A 23,485-nucleotide genomic window follows, 5' to 3' on the forward strand; every position below is an offset into this window, starting at 1 on the left:
ACGCTCCTTGACGCATAACGGTCGTTATGCAACACCTGTTATGTCGAAATTGTGACCAAGCGGCATGGCGGTGTCTTTTGAGATGACATCTCGGGATGAAACGGTCTGGCACGGGGCTGTGTCGCTCAACTGCGGGTGTTGCGTTGCTCCAAGCGGCAATGCGCCAAACCGCATAGTAGGGGTGTGCCAAAAATGCAACACATAAAGCCCCGCGCGAGTGCGGAGCACAAAGTGGAATTCACCATCGGTTAAATCTGAACTTCTTGCAGAAATAATTTTAACAACAAATATATTTACGCAAATTTGCAAAATGGGGGCAAAAATGGATATCACAAAACAAGTTAATATGCTTTGTTTGCGCAAATTACGCATTCTATTTCTTGGTGGGGCGGCCTTGGCGTTGAACGCCACGATGACACTGCCTGCCCATGCTCAGGCCGAACCCGCAAGGGCGGCCCAGCAGCAGGCAGGTGCCGTTACGGGCGACATCGTGGTGACCGCCCAGCGCCGTGAACAAAAGGTGCGTGATGTCGGCATTGCCCTCTCGGTGCTGTCCAGCAAGGAGTTGCGTGCACTCAACGTCACCAATGCCACCGATCTCGTGCGCGCCGTACCCAATCTCAAGTTCAACGCCTATGGCAGTTCGCAAGTGGTGTTCAATATCCGCGGCGTCAGTCAGAACGACTATGGCGACCAACAGGAACCCCCTGTCGCCGTCTATCAGGACGACAGCTACGCAAGCTCGATTACCACGGCCAGTTTTCCGGTCTTCGATCTCAACCGCGCCGAGGTGCTGCGCGGTCCCCAGGGCACCCTCTTCGGCCGGAATGCGACGGGTGGCGCGGTGCAGTTCCTCTCCAATCAGCCAGGCAAGGCATTCGGCGGCTATCTGACGGGCACTTATGGCCGTTTCAATCAGACCATCATCGAAGGCGCGCTGACGGGGCCGATCGCAGAGGGGCTGACGGCACGGATTTCCGGCCAATATGATCGCGACGACGGCTATATCAAGGATGTCACGCCGGGGCAGCCCAATCGCGGTGCCGACAATCATTGGGCCATGCGCGGCATTGTGCAGTGGGATGCATCGCCCGACTTCAAGGCTCGCCTGACTTTGCGCTACGCCGAAGCGGATCATGAACGACAGGCTGGTATGTATGCCCTCGCACCCAGTTGCGCCAATGCCCAGGGGCAGGGTGTCTATCTTGCCGCCTATCAGGTTTGCCAATATTGGTCGGGTTATAACGGCAATAGGCCGGGCGCCATGGCCACCGGCTACGCGAATCCCTCGATCACGCCTTCGCAGGGCGGATATGCGTGGGCAACAGCGGGGACCGGTGATCCTTATGTCGATCGCAAGCAATTTGGCTCAACCCTGCGCCTGGAAGGCAATCTTGGCATTTTTTCTTTGGTATCGATCAGCGACTATCAACATCTGAGCAAATTCTATTCCGAAGTTGGCGATTATCAGCCGGAATTGCCCTATGTCTATGGTCAAGGCTCCTATACGCCGGGCCCATGCCCGGGCAATTCGAACTTGACCTGCTACGCACCGGGCAGTGTATTCAATCAGGGCACGCATCTCAATCAATATAGCCAGGAGGTGCGAGCATCGGCCACGCTGGGCCATCAATTCCTGACTTTTGGGGCATTTGGCATGGTCATCAAGGGGAAATATACCGCCAAATACGCGACGCCTTTCGACGATTATGATCCCAACGTCGTTTTCAGTCAGCGCACCGACAGCTTTGCCTTTTTCGCGCAGGATGAATGGAAGATCAGCGATCAGTTCAAAATAATCGGTGGTTTGCGCTACTGGCATGACCACAAGGTTGGCGATTATTCTGCATCCGAATTGTTCGATGGCGGCAGTACGCCGGCCGCCATGCCGTTTACGATGCATTTCGGCTCCAGCGGATTGTCCTATAACGATCCGAGCTGCACGACCTCACCTTGTTCGTGGACGTATGGCAGCGGCGTCGCTTCAGGCATCACGGTGACGCCGGCCGATGCCCGCCCGAGTTACAGCGGCGTCACCGCGCGGGCGGAAATCGACTACAAGCCCGGCAAGGACACGCTGATCTATGTCAGCTACAACCGCGGCTCCAAATCGGGCGGCTTCACTTTCAGCACCGGTACGCCAACGCTCGGCCAGTCGGTGATCGATACCTTCAACAATATCCCTTACAAACCCGAAACGCTCGACGATTATGAAATCGGCCTTAAGGCCAAAATCAATCGCATGGTCGAGATCAATCTTGCCGCATTCTACTATGCTTACCACAACTATCAGGCCTATACCCAAGTCGGCTACACGCAGGTCGTACGCAATCTGCCGGCCGGCAACCGCGGTGTGGAGGCCGACCTGACGCTGCATCCCTTGCGCGGCCTGACCGTGCAGACCAGTGGATCCTTGCAGCAGAGCCATGTCGACAATGTCTTGCTGCCCGATGGTGTGACAATCGTCAGGCATGACTTGCCGCAGACGCCGACCTTTGCCGGCAACGCGCTGATGCGTTACGAATTCGATCTGGCGGGGGGCCGCGCCGCGCTTCAGGCCGATTCTCTCTATACGGGCGGCTTCTGCTTCACGGTGATGTGCGCCCCGGTCGAACAGGAAGCGGCCTACCATGTCGAGAATGCCAGGATCAGCTTTACGCCCGCAGGCGATCGGGTCGATCTGGCTTTATTCGTAAACAACCTCTTCAATCGCGCCTACCGTGTCTATGCCTTTGATGGGACGGCCTATGAAGGCGCGGTCGCAGGGGTATATGCCAAGCCGCGCACATGGGGTGTGACTGCCACGGTTCATTTCGGGCCGCGTTGAGGGCCCGGTTGAAAAGCCGGATGATCGTGTCGGCCGTTCCTCAACAGGGGGCGGCTGACGCATCCCCGCTCTGGGTCCCCAATCGGGATACTTCTCGTGGACGTACGCGATGCCCTTGGTCCCCTATATCGGGCGCGAGAGGCGATAGCGGTCGCCCCAGGCGGCCAAATCTGGTGACATGATGTTGGATACGATGACAAACTACCCACCGTTTCGCCTGGGCGAACGCAAGCATGTGATGATCGGCGATCTGGCCCTGGCCTATCTCGATGATGAGGCCTGGCATCTCGAGCCGGTCATTCTGGTGCACGGCTTCACCGATTCCGCCAATACCTGGGATCTGCTGGTGCCCTGGCTCGCGGAGCATCGCCGGATCATTCGCTTGGATCTGCGCGGACATGGCGGCTCGATGCGGCCGGACAGTGGCTATGACCTCGACAGCCTTGCCGGCGATCTCATCCGGTTCACCGCGGCGCTGGGCATCGGGCAAGCCGATTATGTCGGCCATTCGCTGGGCAGCCTTGTCGTCGCGCGGCTCGCCGCTCTCGCCCCGGAACGCGTGCGGGCGATGGTGTTGATATCCTCGACCGCAAGCGTCGATGACAGCGCGACGATGCGCGTGCTGCATGACAGCATCGCGGGCCTTCGCGATCCCATCGATCCTGAATCCGAATTTTTGCGGGGCTGGTGCAACAGCCCGACCCCGGTCGATGTCGGCTTTGTTGCGCGTGAACGGCAAATGGCCGCGCAAATGCCCGCCCGGCTCTGGCAAACCATCCTGCGCGAGGCGCTCGATTTGGGCGATCTGGATCGCAATTTTGCGCAAGTCACCGCACCCAGCCTGCTGCTGTGGGGAGACGCCGATGCCATATTTGACCAGCCACACCGGGATAGCCTGATCCGCGCCATGCCGCATGGCAAGGTTAGGATCTACGCAGGGCTTGGGCATAATCCGTTCTGGGAGCAGCCGCAGCGCGTTGCGGCCGATATTTTGGACCACCTGCAATAACGGCCTGCCCCCTGACGTCTCGCCCTCCATTCAAAGGACGCCACTTTGTCCAGCGCCAGCCTTATCGAAAAGCGTTCGATTGACTATGTCCCCTTGTCCGAGCGCCACGGCAAGGTGTGGCACTTGTGGCCGATCTGGTTTGCGGGGGACGCCAATCTGGGTACGCTGGCCATCGGCGCCATCGGCCCGATGGCGCATCTGCCGTTGATATGGAGCCTGGCGGCGATCGTCACCGGATGCGCGTTCGGCACCTTTTTCATGGCATTCCATTCGACGCAGGGGCCACAGATGGGCCTGCCGCAGATGATCCAGTCGCGCCCGCAATTCGGCTATATGGGGGCGCTACTGGTCTGGATCGTGGCGATTATCACCTATTTTGGCTACAATATCGTCTGCCATATCATCGCGGGCCAAGCGGTCCATCAGGTCACTGGGTTGGCTCAAACCACGGCCTATGTGCCCTTCGGCGGCATCGCGATCGCGCTGGCCGTCGTTGGTTACAAGTGGATTCACGTTGCACAGCGCTGGCTGTCCTATGTCATGATCGCGGCGCTGGTGATCTTCTCGCTGGGTGCGCTCAGCCATTGGGATCAGTTGGTCGCCTTGGCTCCGGCGGCCAGTCGCACCGGCTCTCTGGCGATCAAGCCGTTCATGGCACAATTCTTTGCCGCAGCGGCCTATCAACTCAGTTGGTCGATCTATGTGTCAGACTATTCGCGCTACCTCCCACCCAAGGTCGGGGTTCGTGCTTCCTTTTGGTGGACGTTTCTGGGGGCGGGAATCGGCGGCGCCTGGACCATGGCGCTTGGCGCCGTTGCGGTTGTCGTCAGCGGGAATGCCGATGTTGTCGCCGGGATCGTGCAGACGGGCGATGCCATCGTCCCTCATCTCGGCGTCGCGGTCCTGTTGGGAGCTTTGCTGGGGCTGCTGACCATATCGAGCCTCAATTTCTATGGCGCTTCGCTGACCTTGCTCAGCATCATGGATTCGCTCTCGATTACCCATGCTATCATCAGGAACCGCCTGTTCGCGCTGAGCGTGATGTTCATTCCGACCCTGATCATCGCTTATCTGGCAAGAGGCGCATTTGTCGTTCTCTATTCAAGCTTCCTGAGCATAATCATTTATCTCTTCACCCCGTGGACGGCCATCAATCTGATTGATTTCTATTTTCTCCGCAAAGGTCACTATTCGATCAACGAGATTTTCAATCGGGATGGCATGTACGGCCAGTGGAATAAATCCGGCATTTCAGCCTATTTCATCGGCTTTATGGCGATGGTTCCGTTCTTTTCGACCGATGCTTATATCGGGCCAATTGCGAAGATGCTCGGTGGGATAGATGTTTCGATGCTGATTGGATTGCCTGTTTCTGCGCTGCTCTATTTGTGGTTCAATGCGAACTATGATCCCGCGCGTGAATTGAGGCAAATTGCACTCGCCGACGCGAATCTGCCCGCCTAATCTGACTGAGTCACGAACTGACGAAGGGATGAACCGATGCCCCCCTTCGTCCGGCATCGTATGATGCGGGTCGCCTTGAAGCGTCCCTGGTTTTCCGGAGGCAGGTTCAATTGAGTCATGCAGCCATATCGAGGTTCTCAAGAGCTGCATAGTAATTGGCGTCGGCCTCGGTAGGAGGAATGTAGCCGATGGGTCCGAAGACGCGTTGATTGTTGTACCAGTCCACCCAGCGCAAGGTGGCCATTTCAACGGCCGATGCGCTCGGCCAGGAGCGCTGGCGCCAGATCACCTCGGCCTTGTAGAGCCCGTTGATCGTCTCGGCGAAGGCGTTGTCATAAGAATCCCCGACGCTACCGACGGAGGGTACGAGATTGGCCTCCGCCAAGCGCTGAGGGTAGGCCATGGCTGTGGCAGCAAATATTGGGCGCTGCATAACTTCAATTGTAACCGCCCGATTGCTACCGCAGCTTATGGGTCTTGACGATCTCGATGGTGGCTGGATCGGAGACAAAGTCTTCGAGGAATTGGTCCCATTCTTCAGGAGAGCGCCGGGCGTCGGCGATCATGCTGCGTAATTCGTCGATGGCGTCGTCAGTCAGTGCAGTGCGCCATTCGTCCGGTCCCAAACCAACGGAGATGATCGATCCATAGGTGAGGTTATCGTCATTGCTGACGATGGCGTCGATGAGTTCAGGGTGCTCGTCGAGGATGTCGGCTACATAATCGAGCATGAAGACGTGGGTGACGGTGGGCATCAGGCCGCCTTGGCTGCCTGCATCAGGGGCCGCCAGTTCCAAGGCAACAATTCGTCGAGCCGGTTGATCTTGTGATCGTTGATGCGCGCCAATACGTCGGCAAGGTAGGCTTGGGGATCGAGCCCGTTCATCTTGGCCGTCTCGATGATGGTCATGGCACGCGCCAGGGTCTCGGCGCCGGTATCGGCTCCGGCGAATAACCAGTTTTTCCTGCCGATTCCAATGGACTTCAAGGCTCTTTCGGCCGGATTGTTGTCGATGGCCACGCGGCCATCTTCGAGGAACAGGCAGAAGGCCGGCCAGCGTGAGAGCGCATATCGGAAGGCATTGCCGAGGTCGCTTTTGCCGGGGAGCTTGGTCAGTTGGGCCTGCGCCCAGGCGTGGAACGCCTCAACCCTGGGCTTGCTTTGCGTTTGGCGCGCGGCAAGCCGGACCTGTGCGCTTTGGCCGGTGATCTGGCTTTCGATGTCGTAGATGGCGCCAATGCGATCCAGCGCTTCGCGGGCGATCTGCGACTTGCTGCCGACCCACAGGTCATGGAAATCACGGCGCAAATGCGCCCAGCAGGCAGCCTCGCGGAACTGCGCGATACCATCGGCATTGGGCGCGTAGAGCTTGCCATATCCCTTGTAACCATCGGCCTGCAGAATGCCGCGCGCATGCCGCAGATGCCCGAGGACATGCTCTTCCTTCCAGTTGGCGGCGAACTTGTAGGCAACGCCGGGCGGTGCTGGCCCGGCCCAGGGGCGCTGGTCGAGGAGATAGGCCCAGATGCGCCCCTTACGGACACCCTTGCCAAGATTCCCGCTGACATTGAGATTACGCAGGCTGCGATCCAGCACTCGGATGGGCGTATCATCGGCATGCAGCAGATCGCTGGCCATGACGTGGCTCTCGATCCGCTCGACTAGAGGCAAAAGCAGCTTCATGGCGCGGCCGCACCAGTCGACGAGGGTGGTGTCGGGAATGTCCGCCCCCATGCGGGCGAAGATTTCATTCAACCGGTAGAGCGGCAGGTGGTCATCAAACTTGGACACCAGAATGTAGGCCAACAGCGAGGCCGTGGCCATGCTGCCGGGGATGGGGCGGCTCGGTGCCGCGACCTGCACCATCTTGTCACAGCCACGACAGGATTTTTTGACCCGCGCGATCTCGATCACTTTGAGCTGGGCGACGATCATGTCCAGCATCTCGCTGACGTCTTCACCAACCCGGCGCAATTGGCCGCCACAATCGGAGCAAGTCGTGCCCGGGTCGAGCTCGCGACGTTCGCGCGGCGTATCGGCTGACACTCTGGGCCGGCGGCGCGGTGCACGCACTGGCGCAGCATCGTCCCCGACCTTCTCTGGGACCGGCTCTGGAGCCTCGTCCTCTTCCTCCACCGGCGATGAACTGGCCTCGGCCTTGGCGATCAGCAGATCTTCAAGGACCAGTTCCAGTTGCTGGATCTCGCGCTCGACCTTCTCCGAGGCTTTGCCAAAGGCCTGACGCTTGAGCTTGGCGATGCGCAGCTGCAGGTTCGCGATATGTTGCTCGAACACCCGCACGGTGGCCGACAGCGCGATGTTTTGAGCCTGCAACTGGGCCACCAACGCCTTGAGGGCGATGGGATCATTTGGCAGCGATGCAGGCTGAAACGACATGGCCTTTGCTACCAGAAATGGCGCAAAACTGCCAGAAAAATGCTGCGTTTGAGACCGATAAATCAGCCAACGCGCGCAGGCGGGGCGCCCCAGGATGGCCTGCGCCAATCAATCCCTTCCCACAGCATCGCCAGTTGCGCGCTGGTCAGGCGAGCGACCGCGTCGCCGCTGCCGGGCCACGGAAACGTGCCTTTTTGCAGGATCTTGTAATAGAGGCAAAAGCCCTGACCATCCCAGTACAACAGCTTGAGCCGGTCGCCCTTGCGTCCGCGAAAGGCAAAGACTGCCCCACTGGATGGCTTTTGGAGCAGGTGGTCCTGGACCAGCACGGACAGACCGGTGATGCTCTTGCGCATGTCGGTCACGCCGCAGGCCAGATACACCCGCACCCCCGTGCCGGGCCCGATCATGACGCCTCCAGCACTTGCAGCAAGTGTATCAGCGCCACATCCGTAATGGTCTCGCGGCAGCGCAGTTGCCGCCCGTTGGGCAAGGTGATGGTCACTTCCGCCACACCGGCATCGCCAATAGGCATGGGACGCGTCTCGGTGGAAACTGTCAGCTCAACCGGCACAAAGGTATCCCGGACCCCATCCGACAACAACCCTTTCGCTCGCAACTCGTGACGCCACCGATAAAGCTGCTGCCGGGTCAGATCATGGCGTCGGGCGACATCGGCAAGCGTCCAGCCATTGGTCTTAATCTGCGACAATATCTCGAACTTCGCCGCGTCCGACCAGCGCCGCCGACGCTCCACACCCAAGACCTCCAACCGTTCCAAACCAACCACCTTCGCATGTGACGTGCATAGAGACGTCTTTAACGACGTACCTTATGGCGGTAAGGCGGCCTCAATCGGGTGGTTACCTTCAATTGGCTGCAATGCGCCGACAGCCGTGCTACCGCCCTGCCATGCCATTATCGTTGTGCAACTCGGCGCGCAGGCGACAGGGTTAATTGTCGAACTGGTGAGCGACATCGTAACGGTTGAAGATGAAACCCTGCAATCGCCGCCTACCATAGGCGAAAATCAGGGGATCGCCCGTTTCCTCGACGGCATTGCCCCGATCGAAGATCGCATGGTGATGATCCTGAACTGCGCGGCACTCACCGACGTTGGCCAGACTGTAGCCGCAGCATGATGCTTTTCGCTTTGTGATCGCTATTTCAGTGCGAAAATAAGGCGTGTCGCAATTCCAACGGACTTCCTCGATTAGCGTGCGTCCCAGCCTTGGGGAAAGATCGGGTTACGGCGGGTGCGGTCAATCACCAACTGGTGAAGGAACGGCGGCAAGTGGGGCGGAAGCTGCCTTTGGCGGTCACCATGTCGAATGACCGGAAAGTCCCAGACTTGGTCAATCCTGCGCCCCCCTTCGTGTTGAACAAACCGGTTACGACGCCCCGACTTGACCTCGTAACCGTTAACTATGTCGGCGGCATCCGCCATTGCCCGAAGTCCCAAACTACGGCAGGATTCCAGACCTCAACTCGTGAACCTACCGGTCCGGAATTCGCGGCCAAGGTATCATTCGCGGACGTAGCCAGCCATGCCGCAGTCGCCAGCTGAGGCGTGTTGAGGTGGCCAATCGGCGAGCCAATGACACTCGGATCATGGCCATGCCCACAAGGCGGCAAGCCTATATCGAAAGTCGACCGACCGCCGTGTTCGCGTGGGGACCAACCAACCCCGAGGCTCGGGTTCTCAGGCAACTATGGGTGTAGGAAACGGCGCATTCCCGAGCCCTGGAATGGGTGATTGCGCTGGCGGAGAATTCCGCATGCCTGCCTGCCGGACTGCGCGATGTCACCACGATCTCCCTTTTCTGATCGCTGTGGGCCCGTCCCAAACGGCCTCTTCAATGGGCTGATCTGGCCGAAGGTCGGCTTCGCCTCGACCGCCTATGCCGCAACGGCGCTGTGCCAACTTTCTTCCCCTGACGGCAAAGCCGCCATTCCTCGCGAGACAAGAAAGCCGGCTTTGCGCCGTCCTCCGCTTCGCTGCGGCAGCAAGCTGTGCGCCGTCGGTCGCCTCCGGCCCCTCGATCGCCATCGAGGCCGCAATGGTGCGGGCTCGAACACGAAAGAATGGAGATTTCTCATGGCTACCATCGGCACCTTCAAGAAGGCTGGCACGAACGAGTTCACCGGCGACATCGTCACCCTCAACGTCCAGGCCAAGGGCGTGCGCATCATCCCCGACCCGCGTGCCAACGGCGAGAACGCCCCCAGCCACCGGGTCCTGGTCGGCCGCGCAGAAATCGGCGCAGCCTGGTCGAAACGTTCGGGCGAAGGCCGCGACTATCTGGGCCTCAAGATCGATGATCCCAGCTTCAACGCCCCGATCTACGCCAACCTCTTCGACGACGAAGACGGCGAAGGCTACTCGCTGATCTGGTCCCGCCCCAACGGGCGCCGGGGGGATTAACCCCTCCGCCAGGCCCCGGCCCGAACGGCCGGGGCCTTTTGGCGCTTGGGCGACCGAATCAGTTCTACCCGCAGTGACACTTGAGACGCGGTGCGAACCGTTCACGGCGAAGAATTTGAGTAGCAATCCGCCCAAGAGCGACTAATATAGCCGTAGTTCTGGCGTGTGCGCTCGCACCGGTGGGAGGTGATCATGCATGATCACCGCTCGACAATCGCGGGCCGCACGCGCGTTGCTGGGATGGACACAGGAGACGCTCGCTGACAGGGCCCAAGTATCACTGACCGCGCTCAAGCGCCTCGAATCCGAAAGCGGACTCGATGTGTACGAGACAACGCGCGATCAGGTACGCAGGGCGTTTGAATCAGCTGGCATCGTCCTTCTGTCCACCGACAAGGGCGAAGGTGTTCTGCGGCTTCATGAAGGTAACACCCCCAAACCGCGCGCGTAGTTTCCGTTGGGCAATTGTTAACGCGCTCACACCATTTTGGTGGTATCTGTCGCAAGTCAAAGACAGCGGCGAAAGCGATCGGCAAACACAACACGCGCGCTTGCCCTGGCTCAAGGGGGCCAACCATGTCGCAATTTCTTGATGAGCCACCGCAGAGCGAGGGCCTGACTGATTACGACCGTGAGCACATGAAGCTCTATCTGCGCCTGCTCGACGCTGCTCGAGATGGCGCAGACTGGCGCGAAGCTGCGCGTATCCTGTTTGGTGTCGACCCGGACGCCGAGCCGACACGCTACCAGCGCATGCATGACACGCACCTTGCTCGCGCCCGCTGGATGAGCGAGACCGGCTACCGGCTTCTCGCCAACGAAAAGCAGCCGCATCAGCCGTGATGCCGCCGCGGCATCGCATGATGCCGTGAAACAGGCTTCCCAGACGGCGCGCTTCGCGGAATTCTGATCCTCCTGCAATCGATTGAGCTGTAGGGAGAATCGCAATGATGCCCGATGCCTCACATTGGCGCGCCGCCAGTAGGTATGATCACGTCGACATATTGTCAGGATCGGGCCTTGCCTGGGAGTGGCTGCGACGCAACGAAGCCTATAACGAAGACTTCGAGACTTTTTCCACCCACATAGAGGAGGCCTCCACGCTCACGGCAAAGATCCGCGAGCGCTGGAGGTTGCGATTTCCCGATCAGTCCCGACCTCGATCCCGCCGCTGCATCGGTCTTCTGGCTGCCAGAAGACGATACCAGCGTGGTTATCCTGGGGCCCGAGCCCAAGGTTTTGAAGTCAGGGCGACCGCCTCGGCCATTTGATCTCGGCCATATTGAGCGCGACGAGCAAGGCATCCACGGGTTGGTTCAGCTGAGTCCGGTCGACCGCATTCAAGTCCTCGCCACCGGCGGCCCGCCGATGGCAGCCGTCATCCCTCTCGACACAGATGGCTTTGCCCGGCTCGACGCAGTCTATCGCCTGCTTGCCGCCATCCATGGCCGGCGCATTCCGCCCGATAAGCGCCTGACGCCCCAGCAACGCGGCCGGGCGCGGCACATGCTGCGCGCCTTCGACGCCGCGCGCGACGGCGCCACCCAGCTGGACATCGCTCGCATCCTTTTCCGCACAGGCGCGCTCAGTCGCGATGAATGGCAGGCGTCCTCAGTCCGCCATGTCATCAAGACCCTGCTGCGCGATGCCCGCGCCATGGTCGCGGGCGGCTATCGCCGCCTGCTGCGCCCGCGCCGCTGATCATCAGCTTGCGCTCCCTTCCCGGTGGGCGAATTTGATACCCCAAAACTTCGCCCTGCACCCTGCCAGATTCGCTTCGCCATCGTGGCCTGCATCCGCCGCACTCCAGCGGCGGCATCCCGCCCAGCCACGAAAGGCCGATCCATGCACCCCAATCTCGCCGCTTTGCCGCCGCGCTTCCTGCGCACCAAGGAAGCCGCACAATTTCTGAGCCTGTCGGCGCGCACGCTGGAAAAACATCGCACCTACGGCACCGGCCCCGCCTACAAGAAGCTGGGCGGCCGGGTTGTCTATGCGATCGATGATCTGCAAGCCTGGGCCGAACGCGGCGCCGTCACCTCGACGTCCGATCCGCGCGGCCAGGTGCTCCCCGCCAAGCGGCATTACCCCGCGCCCGAAACCGCGATCAGCCGCTTCGCCCGCTGATCGCCGGACCTCGTCGCGATGCGGCACCAATCCCCACAGGAACGCGGGCAACTCGATCTCTTCCGGGCATTGCCCGGCGAGTTCGCCGTCCGGGATGCGCAGGATCTCATGGCCTATCCCTTCTTCTCGCTCTCAAAATCCCATCGCATCGCACCGATCGACTTTACGTCCGGTGCGGTGACCATCAGGGTCGAGGCCGTGCCCGACCATGGGATGGCAACGATCTGGGATGCCGACATCCTGATCTGGGCTGCCAGCCAGATCGTCGAGGCGCGTGACGCAGGTCTGCGCACCTCGCGCCTGCTGGCCGCCACCCCCTATGAAATCCTGCGTTTCATCGGCCGTCGAACCGGCGCGCGCGATTATCAGCGGCTCAAAGCCGCGCTCGACCGGCTTCAGTCGACCACCGTGTCCACGACGCTGCGCCAGGCAGCCGAAGGGCGCCGGCACCGCTTCTCGTGGATCAACGAGTGGAAGGAACGCACTGATGGCTTCGGCCGCGCCGATGGCATCGAACTGATCATCCCCGACTGGTTCTATAATTGCGTGCTCGATGATGCGCTCGTGCTCACCATCGACCGGGCTTATTTCGATCTCACGGGCGGGCTCGAACGCTGGCTCTATCGCATCGTGCGCAAACACGGCGGCCATCAGCGCCGGGGCTGGCGCTTTGACCTTCGCCATCTTCACCAAAAGTCCGGCTCCCTCTCGGTCTTCAAGCGCTTCGTGTTCGAGCTGCGCGACATCATCCGCCGCCAGCCCCTGCCGGGTTACACATTGCGCCTCGAAGGCGCCGTGGGCGGCCGGATGATGCTCGCTTTCGAGCCTGCCGCGCCCTGTGGACAAGCTGTGGATAGTTTCGTGCTATCGGGAACCCTGGGGCACGTGCCATCGGGAACCGCAGGCACATGCTATCGGGAACCGAAACAGGGTGTAAACCGCTCTGCGACAAGCGAAATTCGGCCCCTTAACTTAGACTCTAACATAGAATCTAACTTTAGAACGCGCGCGCGAGCCGTTGAAACCCTGATTCAGAGCACAGCCCGGGCGCTGAATGCCCGTGGATCTCGCGATCGCAGCGCCGCGCCACAGGCAAGGTTGCAGGCTGCCAGCAAAGCGCAGCCGGACGCGCCCGAGCTGCCCTTCGACCCCAGCGCCAAAGGCACGGGCGCATGAGCGCGCTCCATCCTTACGCGCCGTCCAGCCAGCCCGGCGACAACGCCCACCAGTGCGGCGAGCCTGAGCCGCTCTCACACAGCGATCAACCTCCTTCCTCCCGGAGAACCCGCATGACCGACACCGCAGCCATGCGCGCAGCGGACTTTTGCGCAGCCCGTGCGCAGTCCGCTGACAACCGCACCCATGTCGAACTCACCTGGATCGAAAAGCGTATCGAGAACTGGATTCTCTTCGGCCGCGAGGTTGGCGAACAGATCCTCGACCGCCGCCGCCGCGTGCTGTCTTTCCGGCCCGGCAGCGTTCTCGCCTTCGTGCGCTGGTCCGCAAACGACTATGGCACGGTGTTCTCGCGCATCGACATCCTGCGCGCCGTGCAGCCTGGCGAGCCTTACCAGACACTGCCCTTCGTGCAGCCCGGCGGCGAGATCCTGCTCACCTGCGAAGGCTGGCCAAAGGTCGAGAAGGTGCTCCAGCACATCGACGCGATCGAGGCAGCCGGCGTCGATGCTTGCGAGGTCTCGCCCGACCATTGGCGTCATGTCGGGGGCCGTCTCAGCGTCAATCTCGAACCGCGCGCCTACACAATCGAGCGCCATCACGCCTGGCTCAAGCGCCGGAGGATCGAGGGATGACCCGCTTCGGATATGTCATGGTGACCTATTTCGGTGGGATAGGCATCGCCGCCGCATCGCTCGTCACCGTGCCGGTGAAGTTGCTGTGGAACGCCACCGCCAGCACGCCGGTCGGGCTCTATAGCCTTGGTGCGGCGGATCACTTGAAGCGCGGCGATCTTGTCGCCGTCATGCCGGACAAGGGCCTTGCCGACTTCATAGTGGGGCGCGGCTATATCGGGCGGGGCGTGCCGCTGCTGAAGCACATCGCGGCCCTATCCGGCGACAGCGTGTGTCGGCGCGACAACCACGTGACGGTCAATGGCCGGGTTACTGCAGAAGCCTTGGCACGCGACCACCTCGGACGACCCTTGCCCGTCTGGCGAGGCTGCCGGCGCCTGTCGGACGGCGAGATCTTCCTGCTGAACAGCGGCGTCCGCGACAGCCTCGATGGCCGCTACTTCGGCGTACTGAAGCTAAGGGCCATCCTCGGCAAAGCGACCCCGCTCTACACCGATCCTGCTGGCAACGGCCACTTCGTCTGGCGTGCCACATCGCACTGACCCTTTCCAAACCCGCAAACCAACGGAGGTTTTCATGTCGCAGATTGGCCAATTTACCCGCACACCTTCCGGCTTTGTCGGGCGCTTGCACACGCTCACGCTCGACGCTGAAATCGCCATCCTCACCGAGAACCCCAGCGATTGCGAAAACGCTCCCGATTACCGCGTCCGTCTCGGCGGTGACGATGGACCCGAAATTGGCGCGGGCTGGAATCGCACCGGTGAGCGCGCCGGCGCTTTCATCGCGCTGGTGATCGACGATCCCAGCTTCGCGCAGACAATCCGCCCGAACCTCTTTTGCGACGATGACACTGGCCATGCCTGGTCGCTGCGCTGGAGCCGTCTGGCGCGCCGCGAAGGTCGGGACTGACACGATGCGCCGCACCTTCCTTCCTCTCCTTACCGGCCTCGTCTTTGCCTGCGCAGCGCCCAGGCCGGCGGCTGCGCAAACCACTGCCGGACCTAGGTCCTTTTCGATCGACCCGCTCGGCACGGCGATTGCCGAAGCCGCGCAGCGCTTCGCGCTTCCCGCGACCTGGATCCGCGCCATCGTTCGCGCCGAAAGCAACAGCAATCCGCGCGCGACCTCCCCAAAGGGCGCCATCGGACTGATGCAACTCATGCCCGCGACATGGTCAAAGTTGCGTCTCGTCCACGGGCTTGGCGGCGATCCCTATGATCCGCACGACAACATCATCGCCGGTTCTGCCTACATCCGGACGCTGTTCGACCGCTATGGAACGCCGGGCTGGATCGCCGCCTATAACGCTGGCCCTGCTCGCTACGAGGCATGGCTCAGGGGCCGACCGCTGCCGAGCGAAACCCGCGCCTATGTCGCAACCGTGGCGCCCAATCTGGCGGAAGGCGGTATCCTGCAACGCGCCCGAACTGCGATCATTCTGCGCATCGACTGGACCCGATCTCCGCTCTTTGTTGCTCAACAACGGGATGCGGCGGCTGCCACCCCACTGCCACGTGAACGCATGCCGAGCGAGGCAGCAAAGCCGCCGATCTCGGGCGCTGACCCTGCCAAAGCACCACGCTCGAACGGCCTGTTTGTGGCGCGCGGCGATCAGGGAACCCGGCCATGAAGCCTAGAGGGTGCCTTCGCGAACTAGCGGGCTTTGGCGATATCTGGCGTGAGGTCAGGTGGGGCAGAAGAAACACGACTGATAGATTGCTAGATAAAAGCCCATTCCCGAATTCACCCAACCCTCTGACGAGGCTTGTCTTTTTCGGCGCATGTCGGTCGGCGCTGTGCATGCACAGCGCTTTTTTCAAGCGAATTCAGAGCTCTTCCATGCACACATGGCCATTTGGCCCAGCCAGGTGGCCGCAATGACCACCGAAGACAGCGATCTGCACATCCGGCCAGGGCGCAGCCGCTCAGCCGGCAATGCCAACCGCAACGTCATTCAACAGGTGCTACGCGCCGCGCAACGAGCCGGGCATGTATCCCTTTCTGCCATCCCGGGGCTTGTCGCAGGTCGGTATGCCGGATCAACCTTTGGCCGTGGGCGCACCAGCTTCAGCCGCAACCGGCTGTTCGGTTCCAACCGGAGGGTCGTCATCAAGGCCCGCATCGTCCGCCATAAGGGCCGCGCTTTCAGCGCGGCTCCCTTGTCGGCGCACCTGTCTTACCTCAAGCGCGAGGGCGTCAGCCGGGACGGCGAAAGGGGCGTCCCCTTTGACGGGGCGTCCGACCGAGCTGATGACATCGGCTTTGCCCGCCGCTGCGACGAGGATCGCCACCACTTCCGCTTCATCATCTCGCCGGAAGACGCGGGCCAAATGGAAGACCTCAAGGCTTTCACGCGCGATCTTGCGGAGCAAATGCAATCCGATCTCGGCACCCGGCTCGACTGGGTCGCCGTCGAGCACTGGAACACCGAACATCCCCATGTTCACCTGCTGGTGCGCGGTGTCGACGATACCGGCGGCGATCTTGTGATTGCGCGCGATTACATCAGCCATGGGCTGCGTTCGCGCGCCGAAGAGCTGACCGAAATCGAACTTGGCCCCAAGCCCGAACACGAAATCCGCGTAGCTCTCGAAAAGGACATCACTGCCGAGCGCTGCACCCGGCTTGATCGGGAGCTTCGCCTGGCCGCCGATGACCTCGGTCACCTCGATCTACGCCCCGATCAAACCGGCATCGCCGATCCGGAAATCCGCCGGCTCATGGTCGGCCGTGCCCGGCATCTCGAAACCATGGGTCTCGCGCGCCCAATCAGCTCGGGGGAATGGATGCTGCGCCCCGATGCCGAGGAACGCCTGCGCGATCTAGGCCAGCGCGGCGACATCATCAAGACCATGCATCAGGCGCTCGCCCGTCGCGGCGAGGAACGCGCGCTCGCCGATTATGTCATCGATACGGGGCGCAGTGCGACGCCCATCGTCGGACGCCTCATCGACCGCGGCCTCCACAATGAGCTTACCGGCGAAGCCTATGCGGTCATCGATGCGACCGATGGTCGGGCCCACCACATACGCCTGCGCGGCATCGAAGCCTTCGAACACGCCCCACCAATCGGCGGGATCACGGAGGTACGACGGTTTGGTGGGCCCGATGACCCGAGGCCGACCTTGCAGCTTGCCAACCGTTCCGACCTCGATCTCGCCGCCCAAGTGAAAGCACCGGGCGCGACCTGGCTCGATCATCGGCTCGTCGAGCGTGACCGCATGCCACTGGCTATGGTGGGCTTTGGCCAGGAAGTGCGCGAAGCCATGAAGACGCGGGCCGAACATCTGGTGGCTGAGGGGCTGGCCCGCCGCGAAGGCCAGCGCATCCTTCTGCAACCGAACCTGCTCGCCAATCTCCGCCGGCGCGAGTTGGACGTCGCGGGCAAAAGCCTCGCGGCAGAAACCGGGCTTACCCACATTCCCGCCAAAGCGGGCCAGCGCCTGTCCGGCATCTATCGTCGGCCGGTCAATCTCAGCTCGGGTCGCTTTGCCCTCATCGAAGTCATGACCGGCGACGGCGGCCTCGGCTTCCAGCTCGTGCCCTGGAGCCGGGAGATCGAGAAGAAGCTCGGCCAGCAAATCACCGGAACCCACCGCTCGGACGGCGGCATCGAATGGAGCCTGGGCCGCAAGCGCGTCCTCGGGCTCGGCATTTAACCAGAAGGAACGCTCATGCCCGCAACCAAAATCCTATGGGGTCAGATCCTCATCGTCCTCACCATCGTACTTGCCACAAACTGGGGCGCCACCGAATGGGTGGCCTGGAAGCTCGCGTTCCAGCCCGAACTCGGCAAGCCCTGGTTCCATCTTCTCGGGCTGCCTGTCTACCTGCCGCCCGCCTTGCTCTGGTGGTGGTACGCCTATGACGCCTATGCGCCCGCGATCTTCGCACGCGGCGGCATGATCGCGGCGTCTGGCGGCATCATATCTGTCGCAGTCGCTATCGCCCTTTCCGTGCATCGGGCCCGCGAGGCGAGCCATGCCCAAACCTACGGCTCTGCCCGTTGGGCCGACAAGAAGGAGATCCGTGAAGCCGGGCTGCTTGGCTCCGATGGCCTCATGCTGGGTCGCTATAAGGGGCAATATCTTCGCCACAATGGGCCTGAGCATGTGCTGTGCTTTGCACCGACCCGTTCGGGCAAAGGTGTGGGCCTCGTCATTCCGACCCTGCTCACCTGGCCCGGCTCGGCCATCGTCCACGATATCAAGGGCGAGAATTGGGAACGTACGTCCGGGTTTCGCGCGCAGTTTGGCGCCGTCTGGCTGTTCAACCCCACCGATTCCAGCTCGGCGGCCTTCAACCCGCTGCTCGAGGTAAGGCGCGGCGAATGGGAGGTGCGCGACGTCCAGAACATCGCCGATGTGCTGGTCGATCCCGAAGGCAGCCTCGAAAAGCGCAACCATTGGGAGAAAACCGCGCATTCCCTGCTGGTGGGCGCTATCATCCATGTGCTTTACGCCGAAAAGGACAAGACACTCGCGGGTGTCGCAGCCTTCCTTTCCGACCCGAAACGGACCTTCAAGAAGACCCTGCATGCCATGATGGCAACCCGCCATCTGGGCGATGACGGGCCGCACCCGGTGGTCGCCTCAACAGCTCGGGAACTTCTCAACAAATCGGAAAACGAAGGCTCAGGCGTTCTGTCGACCGCCATGTCTTTCCTCAGCCTTTACCGTGACCCGGTGATTGGCGCCATTACCAGTCGTTGCGATTGGCGGATTGCCGACCTCGTGGCCTCACCCCACCCGGCCACGCTCTACCTGGTTATCCCACCCTCCGACATTTCGCGCACGCGCCCGCTCATTCGCCTGATGCTCAACCAGATCGCCCGGCGCCTGACCGAAGACCTGAAAACCAGCGAAAACCGCCAACGGCTGCTCTTGCTGCTTGACGAGTTTCCGGCGCTCGGCCGGCTCGATTTCTTCGAGACCACCCTGGCCTTCATGGCGGGCTACCGCATCCAGAGCTTCCTCATCGCCCAATCGCTCAGCCAGATCGAGAAGGCCTATGGCCAGAACAACGCCATCCTCGACAATTGCCATGTGCGCATCAGCTTTTCGACCAACAACGAGCACACCGCCAAGCGCGTGTCCGAAGCGCTGGGCACCGCAACCGAAATGCGCGCCATGAAAAACTACGCCGGCAGCCGCCTGTCACCCTGGCTCGGTCATATCATGGTCTCGCGCTCGGAAACCGCCCGTGCGCTCGTCACCATCGGCGAGATGATGTCGTTTTCCAAGGCCCACGAAATCGTCATGGTCGCAGGTCTGCCGCCAATCCGGGCCAAGAAGGCGAAATATTACCGGGATGCACAGTTCAGGAAGCGGATCCTGCCGGCTCCGGCCCCCAAGCCGGCAAAACGCACACCGCCCACCGACGGCTGGACAAACCAGCCTGCGCTTAAGCCTGATCCTGCGCTGCTGGCGGTCTATGAGGGAAGCGACGAGGACACGGCGAATTCCGGCCTGCGCCGCGAGCCCGACCTGCCCGACCACGTCGCCATCGTGCCGGAGACGACACCCAGTGCGCCCGACAGGGAATTTGAAATCGGCGAGGATGATGAGGCTGATAATGCCGCTCGCCAACGCGAGGCCCTGTCACGCAGCCAGTCTGGTTTAGCGAGGCAGGTCTCGCTGGACCCAGACGACGACATGGATCTTTGAACCATGCGCGACCGGCTCAACGTCACAATCCCCGCTGAGATGATCGGCCAGATTAACGAGCTTGCCGAGCGCAAAAAAGTGCCGCGCTCGGCAATTATCGAGGCGGCGGTGGCCTCATTCTTGTCGCCCGATGCTTCTGACCGGCGCGAGGCGGCTATCACCCGGCGCCTCGACCGGCTGTCCCGTCAGACCGCCCGCAACGAACGTGATCTGCGCATTACTGCCGACATGCTCGCGATGTTCATCCGCTTCTGGCTGACCGTTACCCCGCCATTGCCGGACGACGCGCTGTCGTCCGCGCAGATCAAGGGCCGAGAGCGCTTCGAGGGTTTTATCCAGACCCTTGGGCGCCGACTCCAAAAGGGATCGAATGTCCTGCGGGAGATACCTGACGACATCATTCCCGGCGGGCATAGGGAAGGCGAACCTGAGGCGTGATGGTGGGGAGGGCGTGGTGATGCATATCCGGCCGGACCAGGTCGCCTGTGATGCCAAGGATGCGCTTGGGGAGCCCTTGCGCCAAACGGTAAGTTTGCCAGACTAACCGGCGCGGCGAGCACCATTCACCAGTTCGTGCAGGGCCTTATCCGGCGAGATCGGCCCCTTATACAGCGGGCTGCATGGCGTTCCGGCGAGTTTTACGGAAATGGCCAGCAGATCGTCATCATCGCCCTTTGTGTAGGCATAAGCGGCCAGCCAGAATTCAGCCTGCCGCAAAAACTCGTTGAGGATGCCCACCACGCTGCGGTTGGCGGTCTTGGCGTATTGGACACTACCCATGCGCCAGACCTCCTGGGCGATAAAATCGGCTGTGATCCCGTGTTCCTTCAGGACAAGCGCCAGCTGAGCCGGGAAACGCCGTGCCAGCGTGGCAGCAGGTGCCAAGGGCATCAACACGGGCAGCAGGGTGCGCTCTGACACCAGCAAGGCGACCTGTGGCTTCCAGAACAGGGCCGTGGCGTACCAGTTACCAAGCAAAGTGTCGGTGTCGCCCGGCCGTGCAATGTCCGGCTTGATCCGATCCAGTAATTTCTTGGTGCAATGCAAGTAGAACATCACGCATGGGGATAAGGAGCCATACCCGGCGAGTCCAGTCGTGCCTATTGCCCGAACTATCCGATCCTGCCGGGAGATCAGCAATTCAACGGACCCAAACTACGCGGAGAAAGCAGCCTCCCGGTCACCCGGCATTGCTGGATCATCGCCCCCCGGACTTCAAACCTGAAGTAGGGGCGAATTTGGCGAGCGGCGCTAAGCAGCAAGAGCGGTCAAGCGGGCGGCCGTTTTCTGATCACCACGGGCTTGCATCAGGGAGATGATCTCCTGCAATTCGGGCGATGGGAGGTCCTGGGGGCCACGGATTTCGAGCATTCCTGCCACGGCAGTATGGGCATGCATGTCCATGCACCACCGATAGTAGTCAAAACGCAGGCCGTTCAGATCTTCAAGGTCGCGCCACAAAACCTCTTTGCACAGATCGATCGCCATACGCTTGTTCTGGCGGGGACCAGCCCGCCAGTAGTCTCGAGCCAGCAAGCTGCGATTTTCCGCAAAATGCTTGAAATGTTGCGGCGGCAGATAGCCAGGCTTGGTGATCGGAACGGGGGTGACCAATTTCTGAGCAGCGCGTTCGCCTTTGAGAAGCGCCCAGCGGCGCTCAAAATCGTCCGCTTCGGTGCGGGCGATGATGGCGTAAGCAGCGAGTTCCCTGGAATTGTTTTTCTGGACGCGGCGGGCCAGAGCGTTGGCGGCCGAATGGTCGCCGGCCTCGAATGCTTCGAGAGCTAGAGCGAGAAGATTTTTTCGGCCGGAAGGTTTTGACGGCACCTCCGCCTCGTTATTGTTGGCTGGCCTAAGGATGGCGCGCAAAGCGATGGCGTAGGAAGCGAAGCCTGCGTCCACCGCGGCCCGATCAAGCGCTTCATGATGTGGTATGCCGAGTCGCTTGGCATAGGACTTGGCGAGCCTCTTGATGCCTTCAACAGTAGTCGGGACAATTGGCGACGTGACCATCGGTGTTCTCCTAAGCCTGTGGAAGTGTTGCCCGCCAAACACCCCCCGGACCATTGGAAAACCCGGAAAGGATCAAGTTGCAAATTCACTGTCGTCAACGACTTCGCGGCGGCGGGCTGCATGCCAGTGAGGAGGCTCCGCTACATTATTTCCTGCATGGGCGATTTGCAAGCATCGGATTTCGCGCTCTGCGGTTTGAGCACACCCTACGCGGGCGCTGTCGCCCTAAAAGCGGTCGTTCGCGGCCCCAGAGCGGGCCATTGGAAGCCGACATCGAAACGGACAGACAAATTGGTGCTGGACCGCGCCGACTATCGAGGCGAATGTCGACACAGGGCGTCATGTTGCCCAACGGTGCCTGAGCAAGAGATATCCGAAGAATCAGCGGCATGAAAGTGTGGATTGATTGAATTCGTCACGGCAATGCAATTGACCCACCCTGATGGGCATGGCACAAAACAGGTACAAATATTCCTGTACCACAAGATTGTGTCGCGAAAGGATGGCAGTGTTCAAGATCGAAGGTCTCGAAAAGCTGCAACGGCAGATAGCGGAAGCCGAAAGGGCATTCGCAGAAGTTGACGGTGAACTCGGCAGTGTATCGTTTAATCCCGAGAATCCAGAAAGCATCGAAGCAGCCATTGTCTCAATGGAGCAGATGATCGACGGCAGACTTGGGCCTTATGCGAACAATCCTCTTGTGGGGCCAATGATTGACGAGATGAAGGACAAATACCGGACGGCAATCATCGACAGGGCAGCGGAAGCACGCCTCGGAGGTGCGCCCGACGATGGCGAATGACCTGTTCAAGCAGATCAACAATGCCGTGATGGACCTGCAAGCGGCCGACTTCCAGGGCGTTGAACGACCGCTCAAGTTGTTGGCGCGCTTGCTTGATCATGCTGATTTGCGCGACGCCAACGAAGAGCTGACGGCCAACGTGGACCTCGATGCATTTTTGGATGCAAGTAGTAAGACGGGCGGCTCGATGGCGGGTAGCCACACACTTTGCTGGCCGGACGACGCACGGGAAGATTTGGGAGTGCGACTACTTTTGATCCGGAAGCTCGCGGATCAAGATTTCGCGTTTCAATTCGGGCACACCTATTTCGCGGGAAGCAGCTCGAAGGTCATTGCGGCATTTCAGGGAATGACCCGGCAATTGATCATTCCGTTTGTGCGTGACTATCAGACTTATGTGCTGCAACATGGACGGATTGAGCCGCGGCTCGTGCTGCCAACATCTAAGCGCATTTTCATAGTGCATGGGCATGATGGCGAAGCCCGAGAAACCGTCGCTCGTTTTATTACCACAATTGGGCTTGAGCCTGTCATTCTGCACGAACAGGCCAATCGCGGTCGCACGGTGATCGAGAAGGTGGAAGCCAACAGCGATGTTGGTTTTGCTATCGTGCTGTTGACGCCCGACGATGTCGGACGCGCCAACGACGCGACGGAGTTGGAGCCGCGTCCAAGGCAAAATGTTTTGTTGGAGCTTGGCTACTTTATTGCGAAGCTCGGTCGAGAACGTGTTTGTGCTCTGAAACGTGGTCGTGTTGAAATCCCAAGTGATTTCGCTGGCGTGGTCTGGGAGGACATGGATTCGAATGGTGGCTGGAAGCAGCGCCTTGGGCGCGAATTGGAAGCTGCGGGTCAGTCGATTGACTGGAACTTGGTGATGCGCGGCTAGATTTATTCCACCTCACCCATCGTGCTACTGAGTATCGAATCTTGGTGCTCC

General features: G+C 60.8%; 26 protein-coding genes and 2 pseudogenes. 20 read left to right on the forward strand and 8 right to left on the reverse strand.

All coding sequences use genetic code 11. The annotated features are described in order from the left end of the window. Nucleotides 1-24: 24 nt before the first annotated feature. Entirely contained in the window at nucleotides 25-411 is a 387-nt protein-coding gene (locus AQZ52_RS18720; RefSeq protein ID WP_169793696.1) for a hypothetical protein, read from the reverse strand. Nucleotide 412: 1 nt separating this feature from the next. Between AQZ52_RS18720 and AQZ52_RS05290 the strand changes: the two genes are divergently transcribed. The 3 genes from AQZ52_RS05290 (at nucleotide 413) to AQZ52_RS05300 (ending at nucleotide 5,300) form a co-directional block, all read left to right on the forward strand. Then, nucleotides 413-2,827 (forward strand): TonB-dependent receptor, encoded by a 2,415-nt coding sequence (locus AQZ52_RS05290; protein ID WP_240481456.1) that lies wholly within the window; start codon nucleotides 413-415, stop codon nucleotides 2,825-2,827. A 193-nt stretch (nucleotides 2,828-3,020) separates the two neighbouring features. Continuing rightward, nucleotides 3,021-3,836 carry an alpha/beta fold hydrolase gene (locus AQZ52_RS05295; RefSeq protein WP_169793714.1) on the forward strand — a complete coding sequence of 272 codons (816 nt, stop codon included), beginning with the start codon at nucleotides 3,021-3,023 and terminating at the stop codon, nucleotides 3,834-3,836. 45 nt (nucleotides 3,837-3,881) lie between these two features. Then, complete coding sequence (locus AQZ52_RS05300) at nucleotides 3,882-5,300, forward strand: purine-cytosine permease family protein (protein WP_067907038.1); 1,419 nt, start codon at nucleotides 3,882-3,884, stop codon at nucleotides 5,298-5,300. A gap of 115 nt (nucleotides 5,301-5,415) precedes the next feature. Here the strand turns inward: AQZ52_RS05300 and AQZ52_RS05305 are convergent. The 5 genes and pseudogenes from AQZ52_RS05305 to tnpA all read right to left on the reverse strand — a co-directional run. After that, nucleotides 5,416-5,706: pseudogene (locus tag AQZ52_RS05305) on the reverse strand (integrase core domain-containing protein); the annotation flags it as partial. Nucleotides 5,707-5,758: 52 nt separating this feature from the next. Further along, nucleotides 5,759-6,055 (reverse strand): hypothetical protein, encoded by a 297-nt coding sequence (locus AQZ52_RS05310; protein ID WP_067907042.1) that lies wholly within the window; start codon nucleotides 6,053-6,055, stop codon nucleotides 5,759-5,761. Continuing rightward, complete coding sequence (tnpC, locus tag AQZ52_RS05315) at nucleotides 6,055-7,698, reverse strand: IS66 family transposase (RefSeq protein WP_067907044.1); 1,644 nt, start codon at nucleotides 7,696-7,698, stop codon at nucleotides 6,055-6,057. Before tnpC ends, AQZ52_RS05310 begins: the two co-directional genes overlap by 1 nt. Nucleotides 7,699-7,760: 62 nt before the next feature. Then, nucleotides 7,761-8,108, reverse strand: a complete 348-nt coding sequence (tnpB, locus tag AQZ52_RS05320) for an IS66 family insertion sequence element accessory protein TnpB (protein WP_067907046.1) — start codon at nucleotides 8,106-8,108, stop codon at nucleotides 7,761-7,763. Continuing rightward, nucleotides 8,105-8,479 carry an IS66-like element accessory protein TnpA gene (tnpA, locus tag AQZ52_RS05325; protein ID WP_067907047.1) on the reverse strand — a complete coding sequence of 125 codons (375 nt, stop codon included), beginning with the start codon at nucleotides 8,477-8,479 and terminating at the stop codon, nucleotides 8,105-8,107. The genes tnpB and tnpA overlap by 4 nt, the downstream gene beginning before the upstream one ends. Nucleotides 8,480-8,594: 115 nt before the next feature. Between tnpA and AQZ52_RS18725 the strand changes: the two genes are divergently transcribed. The 15 genes and pseudogenes from AQZ52_RS18725 to AQZ52_RS05390 all read left to right on the forward strand — a co-directional run bounded on the left by AQZ52_RS18725 (nucleotide 8,595) and on the right by AQZ52_RS05390 (nucleotide 20,168). Beyond that, complete coding sequence (locus AQZ52_RS18725; protein WP_067907049.1) at nucleotides 8,595-8,840, forward strand: chemotaxis protein CheW; 246 nt, start codon at nucleotides 8,595-8,597, stop codon at nucleotides 8,838-8,840. A 956-nt stretch (nucleotides 8,841-9,796) separates the two neighbouring features. Then, nucleotides 9,797-10,123, forward strand: coding sequence for a DUF736 domain-containing protein (locus AQZ52_RS05335; RefSeq protein WP_067907051.1), 327 nt, complete (start codon nucleotides 9,797-9,799; stop codon nucleotides 10,121-10,123). Nucleotides 10,124-10,319: 196 nt separating this feature from the next. Continuing rightward, complete coding sequence (locus AQZ52_RS18105) at nucleotides 10,320-10,574, forward strand: helix-turn-helix domain-containing protein (RefSeq protein ID WP_082697568.1); 255 nt, start codon at nucleotides 10,320-10,322, stop codon at nucleotides 10,572-10,574. A gap of 125 nt (nucleotides 10,575-10,699) precedes the next feature. After that, a complete protein-coding gene (locus AQZ52_RS05340; protein ID WP_067907053.1) occupies nucleotides 10,700-10,966 on the forward strand; it encodes a DNA -binding domain-containing protein in 267 nt (88 codons plus the stop codon). A gap of 104 nt (nucleotides 10,967-11,070) precedes the next feature. Further along, nucleotides 11,071-11,394 (forward strand): transcriptional regulator domain-containing protein, encoded by a 324-nt coding sequence (locus tag AQZ52_RS18730; protein ID WP_082697569.1) that lies wholly within the window; start codon nucleotides 11,071-11,073, stop codon nucleotides 11,392-11,394. Nucleotides 11,395-11,491: 97 nt separating this feature from the next. Next, nucleotides 11,492-11,824, forward strand: a complete 333-nt coding sequence (locus tag AQZ52_RS18425; RefSeq protein WP_156424869.1) for a DUF2285 domain-containing protein — start codon at nucleotides 11,492-11,494, stop codon at nucleotides 11,822-11,824. Between the two features lie 144 nt (nucleotides 11,825-11,968). After that, a complete protein-coding gene (locus AQZ52_RS05350) occupies nucleotides 11,969-12,250 on the forward strand; it encodes a helix-turn-helix transcriptional regulator (RefSeq protein WP_067907057.1) in 282 nt (93 codons plus the stop codon). A gap of 18 nt (nucleotides 12,251-12,268) precedes the next feature. Beyond that, nucleotides 12,269-13,078: pseudogene (locus AQZ52_RS05355) on the forward strand (replication initiator protein A); the annotation flags it as partial. Nucleotides 13,079-13,557: 479 nt separating this feature from the next. Further along, nucleotides 13,558-14,061, forward strand: a complete 504-nt coding sequence (locus tag AQZ52_RS05360; RefSeq protein ID WP_240481540.1) for a DUF2840 domain-containing protein — start codon at nucleotides 13,558-13,560, stop codon at nucleotides 14,059-14,061. Then, entirely contained in the window at nucleotides 14,058-14,603 is a 546-nt protein-coding gene (locus AQZ52_RS05365) for a S26 family signal peptidase (RefSeq protein WP_067907063.1), read from the forward strand. The genes AQZ52_RS05360 and AQZ52_RS05365 overlap by 4 nt, the downstream gene beginning before the upstream one ends. 34 nt (nucleotides 14,604-14,637) lie before the next feature. Then, nucleotides 14,638-14,973, forward strand: coding sequence for a DUF736 domain-containing protein (locus AQZ52_RS05370; protein WP_067907065.1), 336 nt, complete (start codon nucleotides 14,638-14,640; stop codon nucleotides 14,971-14,973). A 4-nt stretch (nucleotides 14,974-14,977) separates the two neighbouring features. Further along, entirely contained in the window at nucleotides 14,978-15,694 is a 717-nt protein-coding gene (locus tag AQZ52_RS05375) for a lytic transglycosylase domain-containing protein (RefSeq protein WP_067907067.1), read from the forward strand. A 247-nt stretch (nucleotides 15,695-15,941) separates the two neighbouring features. Continuing rightward, entirely contained in the window at nucleotides 15,942-17,723 is a 1,782-nt protein-coding gene (locus AQZ52_RS05380; protein ID WP_067909477.1) for a relaxase/mobilization nuclease domain-containing protein, read from the forward strand. A gap of 15 nt (nucleotides 17,724-17,738) precedes the next feature. Next, nucleotides 17,739-19,730, forward strand: a complete 1,992-nt coding sequence (locus AQZ52_RS05385; RefSeq protein ID WP_067907069.1) for a conjugal transfer protein TraG — start codon at nucleotides 17,739-17,741, stop codon at nucleotides 19,728-19,730. Nucleotides 19,731-19,733: 3 nt separating this feature from the next. Continuing rightward, entirely contained in the window at nucleotides 19,734-20,168 is a 435-nt protein-coding gene (locus tag AQZ52_RS05390) for a ribbon-helix-helix domain-containing protein (RefSeq protein ID WP_067907071.1), read from the forward strand. A 102-nt stretch (nucleotides 20,169-20,270) separates the two neighbouring features. Here AQZ52_RS05390 and AQZ52_RS05395 read toward each other — a convergent pair whose 3' ends face one another. Both AQZ52_RS05395 and AQZ52_RS05400 read right to left on the reverse strand, forming a co-directional pair. Next, nucleotides 20,271-20,786, reverse strand: coding sequence for a DUF6933 domain-containing protein (locus AQZ52_RS05395; RefSeq protein ID WP_067907073.1), 516 nt, complete (start codon nucleotides 20,784-20,786; stop codon nucleotides 20,271-20,273). A gap of 195 nt (nucleotides 20,787-20,981) precedes the next feature. Next, nucleotides 20,982-21,743: a P-loop NTPase family protein gene (locus AQZ52_RS05400; protein WP_067907075.1), complete on the reverse strand. Its 762-nt coding sequence runs from the start codon at nucleotides 21,741-21,743 to the stop codon at nucleotides 20,982-20,984. A 508-nt stretch (nucleotides 21,744-22,251) separates the two neighbouring features. On the opposite strand from AQZ52_RS05400, the gene AQZ52_RS05405 reads away from it, so the two are divergent. Together AQZ52_RS05405 and AQZ52_RS05410 are read left to right on the forward strand one after the other, a co-directional pair. Further along, the gene (locus AQZ52_RS05405) at nucleotides 22,252-22,545 is read left to right on the forward strand and encodes a hypothetical protein (protein WP_067909483.1); all 294 of its coding nucleotides are present in this window, start codon (nucleotides 22,252-22,254) and stop codon (nucleotides 22,543-22,545) included. Then, on the forward strand, nucleotides 22,535-23,434 hold the full coding sequence (locus AQZ52_RS05410) for a TIR domain-containing protein (RefSeq protein WP_067909480.1): 900 nt from the start codon (nucleotides 22,535-22,537) through the stop codon (nucleotides 23,432-23,434). The genes AQZ52_RS05405 and AQZ52_RS05410 overlap by 11 nt, the downstream gene beginning before the upstream one ends. Nucleotides 23,435-23,485: the final 51 nt, after the last annotated feature.

Source organism: Novosphingobium fuchskuhlense (assembly GCF_001519075.1).
In the GTDB taxonomy this organism is placed as follows: domain Bacteria; phylum Pseudomonadota; class Alphaproteobacteria; order Sphingomonadales; family Sphingomonadaceae; genus Novosphingobium; species Novosphingobium fuchskuhlense.